The sequence below is a fragment of the Streptomyces sp. NPDC047014 genome (genome assembly GCF_040644195.1).
Taxonomy (GTDB): domain Bacteria; phylum Actinomycetota; class Actinomycetes; order Streptomycetales; family Streptomycetaceae; genus Streptomyces.
Genome location: NZ_JBEYVX010000019.1, coordinates 1 through 14892, shown reverse-complemented (window position 1 = coordinate 14892; position 14892 = coordinate 1). Strand labels below are relative to the sequence as shown.

Genomic DNA, 14892 nt, shown 5'->3' with positions numbered 1-14892 from the left:
CCGGTCTGGAAAATTCCAGCACGGACCGCGGCTGAGGTCTGCCGGGCCCCGGAGGTCTCCCTCCGGGGCTCAGCTGTTCACACTCCGACGGGCGTTCAGCCCGTCACGGCGCGCAGCCGGACATCAGCGCGACGCTCGGCGGCGGCATCCGCCTCCGCCTTCGCGCGCTCCAGTGCCCGCTCCGCACGCTGGACGTCGATCTCGTCCGCGAGCTCGGCGATCTCGGCCAGCAGCGACAACTTGTTGTCCGCGAACGAGATGAAACCGCCGTGCACCGCGGCGACGACCGTGCCGCCCTCGCTGGTACGGATGGTCACCGGGCCCGATTCCAGCACACCGAGAAGCGGCTGGTGACCGGGCATGACGCCGATGTCGCCGGACGTGGTGCGGGCGACAACAAGGGTGGCCTCGCCGGACCAGACATTGCGGTCCGCCGCGACCAGCTCGACGTGCAGCTCAGCAGCCAAGGTGGCTCCTCGGGTCACCACCCGGCGGGTCGGCCGGGTGTTGGGTCAAATTCTAATGGGCGTGGGGAGGGGGACGGGACACACCCGCCCCCCTCGGTCGATCAGCGGTGGCTCACGGGGAGCACCGGATCAGGAGACGCCCAGCTCCTTGGCGTTGGCCTTCAGGTCCTCGATGCCACCGCACAGGAAGAACGCCTGCTCGGGGAAGTGGTCGTAGTCACCGTCGCAGATCGCGTTGAACGCGGTGATCGACTCCTCGAGCGGGACGTCCGAACCGTCCACGCCGGTGAACTGCTTCGCCACGTGGGTGTTCTGCGACAGGAAGCGCTCGACGCGACGGGCACGGTGGACAACGAGCTTGTCCTCCTCGCCCAGCTCGTCGATACCGAGGATCGCGATGATGTCCTGGAGGTCCTTGTACTTCTGGAGGATCCCCTTGACGCGCATCGCCGTGGCGTAGTGGTCCGCCGCGATGTACCGCGGGTCGAGGATGCGGGACGTCGAGTCCAGCGGGTCCACGGCCGGGTAGATGCCCTTCTCGGAGATCGGACGGGAGAGAACCGTCGTCGCGTCGAGGTGGGCGAAGGTGGTCGCCGGCGCCGGGTCGGTCAGGTCGTCCGCGGGGACGTAGATCGCCTGCATCGAGGTGATCGAGTGACCGCGGGTCGAGGTGATGCGCTCCTGGAGGAGACCCATCTCGTCGGCCAGGTTCGGCTGGTAACCCACCGCGGAGGGCATACGGCCGAGCAGGGTCGACACCTCGGAACCGGCCTGGGTGTACCGGAAGATGTTGTCGATGAAGAAGAGCACGTCCTGCTTCTGCACATCGCGGAAGTACTCCGCCATGGTCAGACCGGCCAGGGCGACGCGCAGACGGGTGCCCGGGGGCTCGTCCATCTGGCCGAAGACGAGCGCCGTCTTGTCAATGACGCCGGACTCGGCCATCTCCTCGATGAGGTCGTTGCCCTCACGGGTACGCTCACCGACGCCCGCGAACACCGACACACCGTCGTGGTTGTTGGCGACGCGGTAGATCATTTCCTGGATCAGAACGGTCTTGCCGACACCGGCACCACCGAACAGACCGATCTTTCCACCCTTGACGTACGGGGTGAGAAGGTCGATGACCTTGACGCCGGTCTCGAACATCTCGGTCTTCGACTCGAGCTCGTCGAAGCGGGGCGCCTTGCGGTGGATCGGCCAGCGCTCGGTGACGTTGGCGTTCTCCTCCGGGTAGTTCAGCACCTCACCGAGGGTGTTGAAGACCTTGCCCTTGGTGAAGTCACCGACGGGGACGGTGATGCCCGTGCCCGTGTCGGTGACCGGGGCCTGGCGGACCAGGCCGTCGGTCGGCTGCATCGAGATGGTACGGACGAGGCCGTCACCCAGGTGCTGCGCGACCTCGAGGGTCAGGGTCTTGAGCGCGCCGTCCTCGGCCGGGTCGGAGACCTGGACCTCGAGCGCGTTGTAGATGTCGGGCATGGCGTCGACGGGGAACTCCACGTCGACGACCGGGCCGATGACCCGGGCGACGCGGCCCGTGGCGGCGGCCGTCTCAACAGAGGTCGTCATTACTTGTCACTCCCCGCGGTCGCGTCAGCCATGGCGCTCGCGCCACCGACGATCTCGCTGATTTCCTGGGTGATTTCGGCCTGGCGGGCCGCGTTGGCAAGCCGGGAGAGGCTCTTGATGAGCTCCCCGGCGTTGTCGGTCGCCGACTTCATCGCACGGCGGCGGGCGGCGTGCTCGGAAGCGGCGGCCTGCAGCAGCGCGTTGTAGACGCGGCTCTCGACGTAGCGCGGCAGAAGGGCGTCGAGGACGTCCTCCGCCGACGGCTCGAACTCGAACAGCGGAAGGATCTCGCCCTTCGCGGTGTCCTCTTCCGCGGCCTTTTCGAGGCTCAGCGGCAGCATCCGGCCGTCCACCGCGTTCTGCGTCATCATCGACACGAATTCCGTGAAGACGATGTGCAGCTCGTCGACGCCGCCCTCGGCCGTGTCGGCCTGGATGGCTTCGATCAGCGGCGCCGCGACGCGCTTGGCGTCGGCGTAGGCCGGGCTGTCGGTGAAGCCGGTCCACGAGTCCGTGACCTTGCGCTCACGGAAGCCGTAGTAGGCGACACCCTTGCGGCCGACGATGTAGCTGTCGACCTCCTTGCCCTCCGAGCGCAGCCGCTCGATGAGCCGGTCGGCCTGCTTGATGGCGTTCGAGGAGTAGCCGCCGGCCAGACCGCGGTCGCTCGTGATGAGCAGGACCGCGGCGCGGGCCGGCGCCTCGACCTCGGTGGTCAGGGCGTGCTTGGTGTTCGAACCGGTCGCCACCGCGGTCACCGCACGGGTGAGCTCGGTCGCGTACGGCATCGACGCCGCCACCTTGCGCTGCGCCTTGACGATGCGCGAGGCGGCGATCATCTCCATCGCCTTGGTGATCTTCTTGGTCGCCGTGATGGCACGGATGCGACGCTTGTAGACCCGGAGCTGCGCTCCCATGAGTCAGGTCCCTTCCGTCGTCACTTGGAGACGTTGACGGCCGGAACGTCCTCGCCCAGGAGCTTGCCGTCCGAGGTCTCGAACTGGCGCTTGAAGCCGGCGATGGCGTCCGCGATCGAACCGAGCGTGTCGTCCGACATCTTGCCGCCGTCCGCGATGGAGGTGAGGAGGTCCTTGCGCTCGCGGCGCAGGTGCTCCAGCAGCTCCGACTCGAAGCGGCGGATGTCCTCGACCGGGACGTCGTCCATCTTGCCGGTGGTGCCGGCCCAGACGGAGACGACCTGCTCCTCGACGGGCATCGGCTGGTACTGGCCCTGCTTGAGCAGCTCGACCATGCGCTTGCCGCGCTCCAGCGAAGCCTTCGAGGCGGCGTCCAGGTCGGAACCGAAGGCGGCGAACGCCTCCAGCTCGCGGTACTGGGCCAGGTCGACGCGCAGACGGCCGGAGACCTGCTTCATGGCCTTGTGCTGCGCGGAACCACCGACGCGGGAGACCGAGATACCGACGTTCAGCGCCGGGCGCTGGCCCGCGTTGAACAGGTCGGACTCCAGGAAGCACTGGCCGTCGGTGATGGAGATGACGTTGGTCGGGATGAACGCCGACACGTCGTTGGCCTTGGTCTCGACGATCGGCAGACCGGTCATCGAACCGGCGCCCATGTCGTCGGAGAGCTTGGCGCAACGCTCCAGCAGACGGGAGTGCAGGTAGAAGACGTCGCCCGGGTACGCCTCACGGCCCGGCGGGCGGCGCAGCAGCAGCGACACGGCGCGGTAGGCGTCGGCCTGCTTCGACAGGTCGTCGAAGATGATCAGGACGTGCTTGCCGGCGTACATCCAGTGCTGGCCGATGGCGGAACCGGTGTACGGCGCCAGGTACTTGAAGCCGGCCGGGTCGGACGCCGGGGCGGCGACGATCGTCGTGTACTCCAGGGCGCCGGCCTCTTCCAGGGCGCCGCGGACGGACGCGATGGTCGAGCCCTTCTGGCCGATGGCGACGTAGATGCAGCGGACCTGCTTGTTCACGTCGCCCGAGCGCCAGTTGTCGCGCTGGTTGATGATCGTGTCGACGGCCAGAGCGGTCTTGCCGGTCTGACGGTCACCGATGATCAGCTGACGCTGGCCGCGGCCGATCGGCACCATCGCGTCGACGGCCTTGTAGCCGGTCTGCATCGGCTCGTGCACCGACTTGCGGACCATGACGCCCGGGGCCTGCAGCTCCAGGGCGCGACGGCCTTCGGTCGCGATCTCGCCGAGACCGTCGATCGGGTTGCCGAGCGGGTCGACGACACGGCCGAGGTAGCCCTCGCCGACGCCGACGGAGAGCACCTCACCGGTGCGCTGCACCGGCTGGCCCTCCTCGATACCGCTGAACTCGCCGAGGACGACCGCACCGATCTCGCGCTCCTCGAGGTTGAGGGCGAGACCGAGGGTGCCGTCCTCGAACTTCAGCAGCTCGTTCGCCATGGCGGAGGGCAGGCCCTCCACCTTCGCGATGCCGTCGCCGGCAACGCTGACCGTTCCGACCTCCTCGCGCGAGGCCGCGTCCGGCTGGTACGACTGGACAAAGTTCTCCAGTGCGTCCCGGATCTCCTCCGGCCGGATCGTGAGCTCCGCCATCTGGGTTCCCTGCTCTCCTTGTTGGGCCTGAAGCTTCTTAGGGGTCTGGGGGTGACCCCCAGGAATCTTCTGCAAGTTCTGCACGGCCCAACCGGGCCGCTAGGAATGCTTTGTTCTTTTTGGCCGGTCAGCCGGCCATGCGACGGGACGCCTCGGAGAGGCGCTCCGCGATGGTGCCGTCGATGACCTCGTCGCCGACACGCACCGAGATCCCGCCGAGGACCTCGGGGTCCACGTCGAGGTTCAGGTGCATCTGGCGGCCGTACAGCTTGGCCAGCACCGCGCCGAGACGCTGCTTCTGCACGTCGCTGAGCGGAACCGCGGTGGTCACGGTGGCGACCATGCGGTCACGGCGCTCGGCGGCGAGCTTGGAAAGGGACTCCAGTCCCGCTTCCAGGCTACGTCCACGCGGGTGCGTGACGATACGGGTGACCAGGCGCTCGGTGACGGCGTTCGCCTTCCCGCCCAGGAGGCTGCGGAGCAGCCCGCCCTTGGCGGCGACGGTGGCCGCACGGTCGGTCAGCGCACTGCGCAGCTCCGTGCTCGACGAGACGATCCGGCCGAAGCGGAAGACCTCGTCCTCGACGTCGTCGAGGGCGCCGCTCCGCTGGGCCGCCGTGAGGTCGGCGGTGGCCGCCAGCTCCTCCAGCGCGTCCACCAGGTCGCGGGACTGCGACCAGCGGGAGCGCGCCATGCCGGACACCAGGTCGAGGGTTTCCCCGCCCACCTGGCCGGACAGCAGCCGGCCGACCAGCTCGGCCTTGGCCTCGCCGGACTGCGCCGGGTCCGTGATGACCCGACGCAGCGAGACCTCACGGTCGAGCAGCGCGGTGACGGCTGCCAGCTCACCGGCGAGCTTCGCCGCGTCGACGGACGTGTGGTCCGTCAGCGCGTCGAGACGCTCGCGCGCGGAGGCCAGCGCCTCGCGGCTCGCTCCGTTCATCGGGCGGCCTCGGCCTTCTCCTCGAGCTCGCTGAGGAAACGGTCGATCGTGCGGCTCTGCCGGGCGTGGTCCTCGAGGGACTCGCCGACGAGCTTTCCGGCCAGGTCGGTGGCGAGCTTGCCCACGTCCTGACGCAGCGCCTGAGAGGCGGCCTTGCGGTCTGCCGCGATCTGGGCGTGACCGGCAGCGATGATCTCCTCACGCTGCCGCTGGCCCTCTGCGCGCAGTTCTTCCTTGAGCGCAGTGCCCTGCTCCAGCGCTTCCTGGCGCAGGCGCGCGGCCTCGTGCCGGGCTTCGGCGAGCTGGGCCCTGTACTGCTCCAGGACGCTCTGGGCCTCGGTCCGGGCTTCCTCAGCAGCCTCCATGCCGCCTTCGATGGCCTCGCGACGCTCTTCCAGGACCTTGTTGATGGCCGGGAGGAACTTCCACGCGAAGAAGCCGAAGACGATGGCGAAGGCGATCAGACCGATGACAAGCTCGGGGATCGGCGGGATGAGGGGATTCTGAATCTCCTCAGCCGCCAGCGGTACCAGGGCGATCACATCAGTGCCTTCCGTCGGAAATGGTTCTCAGTCGATCAAGAAGGGACCGGGTAGACGAAGCCCATGACGAGACCGATCAGGGCGAGCGCCTCACAGAGGACGAAGCCGAGGATCTGGTTCTGCCGGATGAGGCCGGCGGCCTCGGGCTGGCGGGCGAGCGCCTGGGTACCGTTACCGAAGATGATGCCGACGCCGACGCCGGGGCCGATCGCCGCGAGGCCGTAGCCGATCGCCGCGAGGTTGCCCTGGAGGTTGACCGCAGCGAGGGTCTCGAGAGCAGACATGCCGTTCTTCCTTCTGTTTCACTGGCCGGTGGGGGTTGGCCACCGGATGTATAAGGGGCCGAGCCGTCAGTGGTGCTCGGCGAGAGCACCCTGGATGTAGCTGCACGAGAGCAGGACGAAGACGTACGCCTGCAGTGCCTGGATGAACAACTCGAAGACGGTCATCACGATGACCATCACGAACGAGACGCTCGCGTAGGCGATACCGATGCCGTTGAGCAGGTACCAGCTTGCGATGGTGAAGATCAGCAGCAGCACGTGACCCGCGAACATGTTCGCGAAGAGACGGACCGCGTGAGTGAACGGCCGGATGATCATGTTCGACAGGAACTCGAACAGCATGACCACGGGGAACACCGGGCCGAGCGACTTGTCGTAGGCCGTGATGTTCTTGATGCCGCCGACGAAGCCGTGACGCTTGAAGGTGAGGCTCACCCACAGGATGTACACGATCGCGGCGAGACCGACCGGGAAGGCGATGATCGATGTGACCGGGAACTGGGCCAGCGGAATGATCGACCAGATGTTCATGATCCAGATGAAGAAGAACAGCGAGACCATGAGCGGGACGTACTTCTCGCCCTCGCGCTTCCCGAGCGTCTCGTAGACCACTCCACGGCGGACGAAGTCGTAGCCCGCCTCGCCGATCATCTGCAACTTGCCGGGGATCAACTTCGGCTTGCTGAATGCCGCCCAGAAGAACCCCACGACGATCAGCGTGCTCAACAGCGCCAGCAGTATCGGCTTGTTGAACTCGATACCGCCGACGGTGAACATCGGCTTGAACAGGAAGGAGTGCAGGCCGGGGGTCGGGAAGCCGCACCCTTCGAAGATGTGACAATCGATCTCGAAGGCGAGCGTCGTGGCGTCACTCACCGCGAGCTCCTTCAACTTGACGCATGGGTACGGCAACCTCATTGTGTCGGCGCGGCCCGCGACCGCGGAACGGCACTGGACTGGATTGGCGGATACTTAGTGCGGCGATTGGGCACCAAGCTCTGACAACGCTCGTCTGACGTCCGTCCGCCGCCCGCGCAAACCTGCCGCAGCTGTGGCGAGACGATAGCAAACGAGCGGTAGCTCCTTTACACCCGGCCTACACGTTACGAGGGCGTCCGGGCCCCTTCCGGCTCCACATAAAGGATTTTCGACTTCATGTGCGCCCGGACCTGCGCCGCCATCCAGACCAGGGTGGCCGCGAGCAGCGTGAAGGCCGTGCACTTGGTGTCGAAGACCGCGACGCGCTTGATGACACTCAGGATGATCACCAGTGCCAGGATCTGCGTCGTGTAGAGCAGCAGCCCCATCATCTGGAAGAGGTGCGGCAGGGAGCGAGCGGTCCGCTGGAGGGCGACGAGCCCCCCTCCCATGAATGCGAGGACGAGTGCCGCACCGATGGCGGCACCCAGCGCGCCCTTTCCGCCCGCGAGGGCGGCACTCACCGCGACCCCGGCACCGCCGACGACGGCAGTGGGGATGACGCAGTGCAGGAGAGTTCGGGCGTCGTTGGACTGCATGGGGGCAGCTCCTCCGGCGAGGTGTTGGGTGGGGTTGGTCACCGCCAGTAAGCGGTTGCGACCCGGGAGTCGGCTGGCATGTACGGGGAAGACGGTCGCACTCCAGTCTTCACGCTTCCATCCCGGGCGCTTGCGAACGGTATCACAAAGTATTTGATGCAGACTTTACCCAATTATTGTGCCGCTTGTCACACGGATGGGTCAACGTCCGCTCAAGTGAGCGGCACCATTCTTGGGCCCGGGGACACGTCGAGGACCTGTCCGGAACCAGTATCTACGGTCCCGGACAGGTCCAGTGCACCAGGTGGTGCGTCAGCCGGCCGCGCGGGCCAGGTGAAGATCACGCAGCGGGTTCAGCCGGTCCTCCCCGAGGGAGGCGCGCAGCGCGGTGTCGGTGACGCCCTGCCCGGGGGCGGTCGCCTGGCAGAGCACGCCGACCTTGCCGATGTGCCGGTTCTCCTGCACCGAGCGGGCGGCCTCACCGATCTCGGCCAGCGGGTGGACCGTGGACAGGGTCGGCATGATGCGGCCCGTGGCGAAGAGCCGGTTGCACTCCCACTGTTCCTGCAGGTTCGCCGCGTGGCTGCCGATGACCCGCTTGAGCTTCATCCACAGGTAGCGGTTGTCGTAGGTGTGCTGGTAGCCGGTGCTGGAGCCGCAGGTGATCACGGTCCCGCCGCGTCGGACGACGAACATCGAGACACCGAACGTCGCACGGCCCACGTGCTCGAAGACCACGTGCGGGTCCTCCCCGACCCCCTTGCGGATGATGCGGCCGAGACGCTTGCCGACCTCGATCACCTTGGCGGGGTCATCGGGCACACCGGCGTCCAGGCCGATCTCCGCCCGGTCCACCACCAGCTCGCAGCCGAGCCGGCGCGCTGCCTCCGCCTTCTCGGGCGAGCTGACGACACCCACCGGGATGCCGCCGCCGTTCCTGACGAACTGGGTGGCGTACGCGCCCAGCCCGCCGGCGGCGCCCCAGATCAGTACGACGTCGCCCTGCTTGATACGGGCGCCCCGGTCACCGACGAGCATGCGGTAGGCCGTGCTCGCGCACAGCGGGTTGCACGCGGCCTCCTCCCAGGTGAGGTGGGCCGGCTTGGGGATGAGCTGGCTGGCCCGGACCACCGCATAGTGGGCGAGCCCGCCGAAGTTGGTCTCGAAACCCCAGATGCGCTGCTCGGCGCCCATCATTCCGTCACCGTGCGTGGCGGGCTCCTGGTCGTCGGCCTGGACGCAGCTGGTCACCACGTGGTCGCCGATCTGCCAGCGGCGTACGCCCGACCCCTTGCGCACGATCACGCCCGCGCCGTCCGAACCGAGCACGTGGTAGGGGAGGTCGTGCCGCTCGGCCCAGCCGCCCTGGGCGGCGAACTGCCGGAGGAACCGGAAGGTGGGGATCGGCTCGAACATGGCCGACCACACGGTGTTGTAGTTGACCGCGCTCGCCATGACCGCGACCAGCACCTCGTCGGGGGCCAGTTCCGGCATGGGGACCTGGCCCACGTGGAGCGACTTCCGGACGTCCTTGTCGGTGACCCCCGCGAACATCCCGGCGTCCTCGGCCCGGACGAATGCGGCGGTGTACTCCTCCGGCAGCGTGGCGCGTTCCAACTCCTCCGGAGGGGCACCGGCGAGGAGGGCTTCGGACAGCGTGGGCATGGTCAACCTTTCCGAGGTGTCGCGGGACCGGGGGCCGGGTCCCGTGCCGCCGGTCCACGGACAGGGCCGGCGGAGTCCTGCGTCGGTGCCGCCGGCCGGGGCGGGGCGGCGGCCCGGGGTGCTCAGACCCGGTAGGCGTGGATCTCGTCCGCCGGGATCCACGCCGTCTCCTCGTTCTCGTCGAACTTGACGAATCCGCGCTTGACGTAGTGATCGGCGTCGACGATCTCGTACTGCTCCTTGAGCTGGAACGTCTTGCCGAATCCGACGCAGGTGCCGGTGAAGGAGAAGAAGCCGTCCTTCCAGCCCTCGGAGGTGAGGAGGGTGCGGTTCGCCCAGTCGTCGTAGTAGTAGCCGGAGAAGGCGGACTCGGATTCGACCCACTGGACGATGAAACGCCCGTTGACGTCGTGCTCGTCCACCCGCTGCGTCATCTCGTACGCGTGGCCGCCGAATGTCGACGCGGTGTTCCAGGTGGCGACACCGGTGGTGGCCGGGTCGGAAGTGAAATTGGTCCACTCGACGCGGAAGTCACCCAGGAGGAAATCCAGGTCGTGGATTTTCTCGGGGGCCGTGGGCTTGGAGAATTCCTGCTCCACCGGGGCTCCGGTTTCCGACTCAGAGATGGTCATGGCGGCGATGCGCTCCAGTCCTGTCGAATCATGAAATCGCCGCATGCTAAACAGCGCTTCACCCCTAACGACAACCCCTAGCCCGGGCGGGCCCGCACCCCTGCGCGGGAAGCCCCCGGGACGGCCTTCTGGGGTGGCTGAGGGGACGCGGCTAGGGGCGGAGCCTCCGTAGCTTCCCCTCGAAGGGCGAGGTTTGCCAATCTCTCAGGCAGGTTCACAGGTGACGAACGAAGCGCAGCTGGTTGATTACCTCAAGAAGATGGCGGCCGATCTCCGGCAGGCCCATCGACGCATCAAGAAGCTTGAGGCCGGCGACGCCGAGCCCATAGCAATTGTCGGAATGGCCTGCAGGCTGCCCGGCGACGTCGGCTCGCCCGACGAGCTGTGGGATCTCGTCCGCCGGGGCGGGGACGCCATCGGTCCGATGCCGCAGGACCGCGGCTGGGACCTCGACGGGCTCTACCACCCCGACCCCGACCACCCGGGCACCGCGTACACCACCGAGGGCGGCTTCCTCTCCGGGGCCGCCTCGTTCGACTCCGGGTTCTTCGGGATCGCGCCGCGCGAGGCGCTGGCGATGGACCCGCAGCAGCGGCTGCTGCTGGAGACCGCCTGGGAGGCCCTGGAGAACGCCGGGGTGGACCCGAGGTCCCTGGCCGGTTCGCGCACCGGTGTCTTCACCGGCCTGATGTACCACGACTACGCCTCGGGTCCGGGCACGCTGCCCGACGAGGTCGAGGGCTACCTGAGCACGGGCATGGCCGCCAGCGTGGCGTCGGGCCGGATCTCGTACTTCCTCGGGCTCGAAGGACCGGCCGTCACCCTCGACACCGCGTGCTCCTCGTCCCTGGTGGCGCTGCACCTCGCCGTACAGGCCCTGCGTGACGGCGAATGCGACATGGCGCTCGCGGGCGGGGCCACCGTCATGTCCACGCCCGCCACCTTCGTGGAGAACTCCCGGCAGCGCGGCCTGTCGCGTACCGGCCGGTGCAAGTCGTTCGCGGCCGCCGCCGACGGCGTCGGCTGGGGCGAGGGCTCCGCCCTGCTCGTGGTCGAGCGGCTCTCCGACGCCCGGCGCAAGGGGCACGAGGTGCTCGCGATCGTCCGGGGCAGCGCGGTCAACCAGGACGGCGCCTCCAACGGGCTCACCTCGCCCAACGGCCCCTCGCAGCAGCGCGTCATCCAGCAGGCGCTGGCCTCGGCCCGCCTGGGCGCCGCCGATGTCGACGTGGTGGAGGCGCACGGTACGGGTACGACCCTCGGCGACCCCATCGAGGCGCAGGCCCTGCTGGCCACCTACGGCCAGGACCGCCCCGCGGAGGGGCAGCCGCTGTGGCTGGGGTCCGTCAAGTCCAACCTCGGCCACACCCAGGCCGCGGCGGGCGCCGCCGGGATCATCAAGATGGTCATGGCGATGCGGCACGAGGAGCTGCCGCGCACCCTGCACGTGGACGGCCCGACCCCGGAGGTGGACTGGTCCGCCGGTGCGGTGGAGCTGCTGACCGAGAACCGCCCCTGGCCGCGGACCGGCCGCCCCCGCCGTGCCGGGATCTCCTCGTTCGGGATCAGCGGTACGAACGTGCACGTCATCGTGGAGGAGCCGGCGGCCGCGGACCTCGCCGCCGGCGGCCCCGGGGAGACGGACACCCCGGACGGGACCGGCTTGCCGGCCCCCGCCGTCCTGCCGGTGGTGCCGGTCCTGCTGTCCGCCGCCACCGCCGCGGCGCTGCCCGCCCAGGCCGCCCGGCTGCACGAGCACCTGCTCGGCCGCCCCGGTACGGCGCTCGGGGATCTGGCGTGCGCGCTGGCGACGAGGCGCACCGCCTTCGAGCACCGCGCCGTCCTGCTGGCCGAGGACCGCGAGGAACTGCTGCGGGAGCTGGCCGGACTGGCCGGGGGGACCCCGTCGGCCGGCTCCGTCGGCGGTGTCGCGAGTGAGGTGCGCGGCGCGTTCCTCTTCACCGGGCAGGGCGCCCAGCGCCCCGGCATGGGACGCGAGCTGTACGAGACCTTCCCGGTCTACGCCCGCGCCCTGGAGGCGGTCTGCGCCGAACTGGACCCGCGCCTGGACCGTCCGCTGCTCACGGTGCTGCTGGCCGCCCCGGACACCGATGACGCCCGGCTGCTCGACCAGACCTTGTACACGCAGGCGGCCACCTTCGCGCTCGGGGTGGCCCTGTTCCGGCTGCTGGAGGCGTGGGGTGTCCGGCCCCGGCTGCTGTCCGGGCACTCGGTCGGTGAGCTGACCGCCGCGCACGTGTCGGGCATGCTGTCGCTGACCGACGCCTGTGCGCTGGTGGCCGCGCGCGGCCGGCTGATGCAGGAGCTGCCCGGGGGCGGCGCGATGGTCTCCGTCGCGGCGACCGAGGACGAGGTGCTGCCGCTGCTCGCCGGGCACGAGGACGCGGCGGGTGTGGCCGCGGTGAACGGCCCCGGTTCGCTGGTGGTTTCCGGCACGGAGGACGTGGTCACCGCGGTCGCCGCGCACTTCACCGCGCTCGGCCGCCGGACCCGGCGCCTGCCGGTGAGCCACGCGTTCCATTCGCCGCTGATGGAGCCGGTGGCCGAGGAGCTGCGCCGGGTGGCCGGGGAGCTGGAGTTCCGGCCAGCGGACCTTCCCGTCGTCTCCAGCGTGACCGGCACCGTCCTCACGCCGGAGGAGTGGGCCGACCCCGGCTACTGGGCCCGGCAGGTGCGTGAACCCGTCCGTTTCGACGCCGTCGTCCGCACCGTGGCCGAGGACGGCGTGACCGTGTTCCTGGAGCTGGGGGCGGACGGCGCCCTCACCTCCATGGTGAACGAGACCCTGGCCGCCCTCGGTGGCGAGGGCCATGTCGTCGCGCCCGCGCTGCGCCGGGAGCGGCCCGAGGTCAGGACGCTCACCACGCTGCTGGCCCGGGCGCACGTCGCCGGGCTGCCCGTGGACTGGGCGGCGTTCTTCGCCGGACAGGACGCCACCGGGACCGGCCTGCCCACGTACGCCTTCCAGCACGCGCGGTACTGGATGCAGACCCTGCCCGGCTCCGGGGACGTGACCGCGGCGGGCCTGGCCCCGGCCGGTCATCCCCTGCTCGGTGCCGCGCTGGTGCCGGCGACGGGTGGCGGCTGGCTGTTCACCGGCCTGCTGTCCACGGAGGCCCACCCCTGGCTGGCGGGTCACGCGCTCGGGGACACGGTGGTGCTTCCGGGGACCGCCGTCGCCGAGCTGGCGCTGTGGGCGGGGGCCCGTATCGGGCTGGAGTCCGTCGCGGACCTCACCCTGGAGCTTCCCCTCGCGCTGCCGTCCGGTGGCGGCGTACGGGTCCAGGTCGCGCTGGGGGCCCCGGACGCCTCCGGGGACCGCGAGTTCACCGTGCACGCGCAGGCGGAGGGAGCGGCCGAGGAGGTCTGGACCCGGCATGCCGGGGGCCGTCTCACCACGGCCGCCGCGGCGCCCGGGGAGGATCTGACCGCCTGGCCGCCCGCGGGTGCCGAGGAGGTGTCCGTCGACGGCTTCTACGAGGAGTTCGCCGCGGCCGGCTTCCACTACGGGCCGGCCTTCCAGGGGCTGCGTGCGGTGTGGCGGCAGGGCGACCGGGTCTACGCCGAGGTGCGGCTGCCCGAGGAGGCCGCCGGGGACGCCGGCGCCTTCGGCCTGCACCCCGCGCTCGCCGACGCGGCGCTGCACGCGGCCGCCTTCGTACCGGGCGAGTTCGGCCGGGAGCAGCGGGGACGGCTGCCCTTCGAGTGGCGCGGTGTCTCGCTGCACGCGGCCGGGGCGTCGTTCCTGCGCGTCCGGCTGACGCCGGCCGGGCCCGACTCGCTCGCGCTGCTCCTGGCCGACGCGGACGGCCTTCCCGTGGCGACGGTGGACTCCCTCGTCGTGCGGCCCGCGGGGCGGGTCGCCGAGCCGGGCGGGACCGCCGACGCCCTGTTCGTCCCCTCCTGGGCGCCCGCGGCGGTGGCCGCGGCCGAGCCGGCCGGTCTGTGGGCCGTGCTCGGAGCGGGCGTGCCCGCCGGGCTTCCCGGGGCGACGGCGTATCCGGATCCGGCCTCGCTCGGTGCCGCCGTGGACGCGGGCGCTCCCGTACCCGACTTCGTCGTCGTCGCGGCCTGCGCCCCGGCGGACGGCGGGGGCGGGGCGGACGCGGCGGACTCGGCGCACGCGGCGCACGACAGTGCCCAGCGGGCCCTGGAACTGCTGCGCTCCTGGCTGGCCGACGAGCGTTTCGTGTCCTCGCGGCTGGTGGCCGTCACCCGTCACGCGAACGCCGTGCTCCCCGGTGAGGCACCCGACCTGGCGCAGGCCGCCGCGTGGGGCCTGCTGGGTTCCGCGGTGACGGAGCACCCGGGACGGATCGTGCTGGTCGACCTGGACGACTCCCCGCGGTCAGGGGAGGCCCTGCGGCGTGCGGTGGCCTCGGACGAGCCCCGGATCGCCCTGCGGGACGGCGTGGCCACGGTGCCGCGGCTGGTCCGGGCCGGCGTCGCGGACGCTCCGGCGCAGGGCATCGACCGGGACGGGACGGCGCTGATCACCGGCGGCACCGGCACCCTCGGCGCACTCCTCGCCCACCACCTCGTCACCCACCACGGAGTCACCCGACTCCTCCTCACCAGCCGACAAGGCCCCCACGCCCCCGGCGCCACCCAACTCCACCAACAGCTCACCCAAGCCGGCGCCCACGTCACCATCACCGCCTGCGACATCACCGACCCCCACCAACTCACCCAACTCCTCGACACCATCCCCACCAC

Annotated in this window: 12 protein-coding genes; 1 reads left to right on the top strand and 11 read right to left on the bottom strand. The window is 70.0% G+C overall.

Annotated elements, in window-relative coordinates; all coding sequences use genetic code 11:
* Positions 1-95 precede the first annotated feature (95 nt).
* The 11 genes from ABZ873_RS14120 to ABZ873_RS14070 form a co-directional block, all read right to left on the bottom strand.
* On the bottom strand, positions 96-467 hold the full coding sequence (locus tag ABZ873_RS14120) for a F0F1 ATP synthase subunit epsilon (protein WP_030708154.1): 372 nt from the start codon (positions 465-467) through the stop codon (positions 96-98).
* Between the two features lie 129 nt (positions 468-596).
* Positions 597-2039, bottom strand: coding sequence for a F0F1 ATP synthase subunit beta (gene atpD / locus ABZ873_RS14115; RefSeq protein WP_360870223.1), 1443 nt, complete (start codon positions 2037-2039; stop codon positions 597-599).
* Positions 2039-2956: a F0F1 ATP synthase subunit gamma gene (locus ABZ873_RS14110; RefSeq protein ID WP_360870220.1), complete on the bottom strand. Its 918-nt coding sequence runs from the start codon at positions 2954-2956 to the stop codon at positions 2039-2041. Before ABZ873_RS14110 ends, atpD begins: the two co-directional genes overlap by 1 nt.
* Positions 2957-2976: 20 nt before the next feature.
* A complete protein-coding gene (gene atpA / locus ABZ873_RS14105) occupies positions 2977-4572 on the bottom strand; it encodes a F0F1 ATP synthase subunit alpha (RefSeq protein ID WP_360870217.1) in 1596 nt (531 codons plus the stop codon).
* 127 nt (positions 4573-4699) lie between these two features.
* The gene (locus ABZ873_RS14100; RefSeq protein ID WP_360870214.1) at positions 4700-5515 is read right to left on the bottom strand and encodes a F0F1 ATP synthase subunit delta; all 816 of its coding nucleotides are present in this window, start codon (positions 5513-5515) and stop codon (positions 4700-4702) included.
* A complete protein-coding gene (locus ABZ873_RS14095) occupies positions 5512-6057 on the bottom strand; it encodes a F0F1 ATP synthase subunit B (RefSeq protein ID WP_360870211.1) in 546 nt (181 codons plus the stop codon). The genes ABZ873_RS14100 and ABZ873_RS14095 overlap by 4 nt, the downstream gene beginning before the upstream one ends.
* Positions 6058-6092: 35 nt before the next feature.
* On the bottom strand, positions 6093-6341 hold the full coding sequence (locus ABZ873_RS14090) for a F0F1 ATP synthase subunit C (protein ID WP_109781636.1): 249 nt from the start codon (positions 6339-6341) through the stop codon (positions 6093-6095).
* A gap of 66 nt (positions 6342-6407) precedes the next feature.
* Positions 6408-7259: a F0F1 ATP synthase subunit A gene (gene atpB / locus ABZ873_RS14085; protein ID WP_360870207.1), complete on the bottom strand. Its 852-nt coding sequence runs from the start codon at positions 7257-7259 to the stop codon at positions 6408-6410.
* A gap of 185 nt (positions 7260-7444) precedes the next feature.
* Positions 7445-7858 carry a hypothetical protein gene (locus ABZ873_RS14080; RefSeq protein WP_360870204.1) on the bottom strand — a complete coding sequence of 138 codons (414 nt, stop codon included), beginning with the start codon at positions 7856-7858 and terminating at the stop codon, positions 7445-7447.
* Positions 7859-8170: 312 nt separating this feature from the next.
* Positions 8171-9523, bottom strand: a complete 1353-nt coding sequence (gene ccrA / locus ABZ873_RS14075; protein ID WP_360870201.1) for a crotonyl-CoA carboxylase/reductase — start codon at positions 9521-9523, stop codon at positions 8171-8173.
* Between the two features lie 122 nt (positions 9524-9645).
* Positions 9646-10155 carry a hypothetical protein gene (locus ABZ873_RS14070; RefSeq protein WP_360870198.1) on the bottom strand — a complete coding sequence of 170 codons (510 nt, stop codon included), beginning with the start codon at positions 10153-10155 and terminating at the stop codon, positions 9646-9648.
* 220 nt (positions 10156-10375) lie between these two features.
* On the opposite strand from ABZ873_RS14070, the gene ABZ873_RS14065 reads away from it, so the two are divergent.
* On the top strand, positions 10376-14892 hold a 4517-nt coding region (locus ABZ873_RS14065), incomplete at its 3' end, for a type I polyketide synthase (protein WP_360870195.1).

Bases quoted from the DNA above. Each gene is read 5' to 3' on its own strand.
- atpB (WP_360870207.1), bottom strand. From the start codon at position 7,259: ATGAGGTTGCCGTACCCATGCGTCAAGTTGAAGGAGCTCGCGGTGAGT.
- ABZ873_RS14100 (WP_360870214.1), bottom strand. From the start codon at position 5,515: ATGAACGGAGCGAGCCGCGAGGCGCTGGCCTCCGCGCGCGAGCGTCTC.
- ABZ873_RS14090 (WP_109781636.1), bottom strand. From the start codon at position 6,341: ATGTCTGCTCTCGAGACCCTCGCTGCGGTCAACCTCCAGGGCAACCTC.
- ABZ873_RS14110 (WP_360870220.1), bottom strand. From the start codon at position 2,956: ATGGGAGCGCAGCTCCGGGTCTACAAGCGTCGCATCCGTGCCATCACG.
- atpA (WP_360870217.1), bottom strand. From the start codon at position 4,572: ATGGCGGAGCTCACGATCCGGCCGGAGGAGATCCGGGACGCACTGGAG.
- ABZ873_RS14080 (WP_360870204.1), bottom strand. From the start codon at position 7,858: ATGCAGTCCAACGACGCCCGAACTCTCCTGCACTGCGTCATCCCCACT.
- atpD (WP_360870223.1), bottom strand. From the start codon at position 2,039: ATGACGACCTCTGTTGAGACGGCCGCCGCCACGGGCCGCGTCGCCCGG.
- ccrA (WP_360870201.1), bottom strand. From the start codon at position 9,523: ATGCCCACGCTGTCCGAAGCCCTCCTCGCCGGTGCCCCTCCGGAGGAG.
- ABZ873_RS14070 (WP_360870198.1), bottom strand. From the start codon at position 10,155: ATGACCATCTCTGAGTCGGAAACCGGAGCCCCGGTGGAGCAGGAATTC.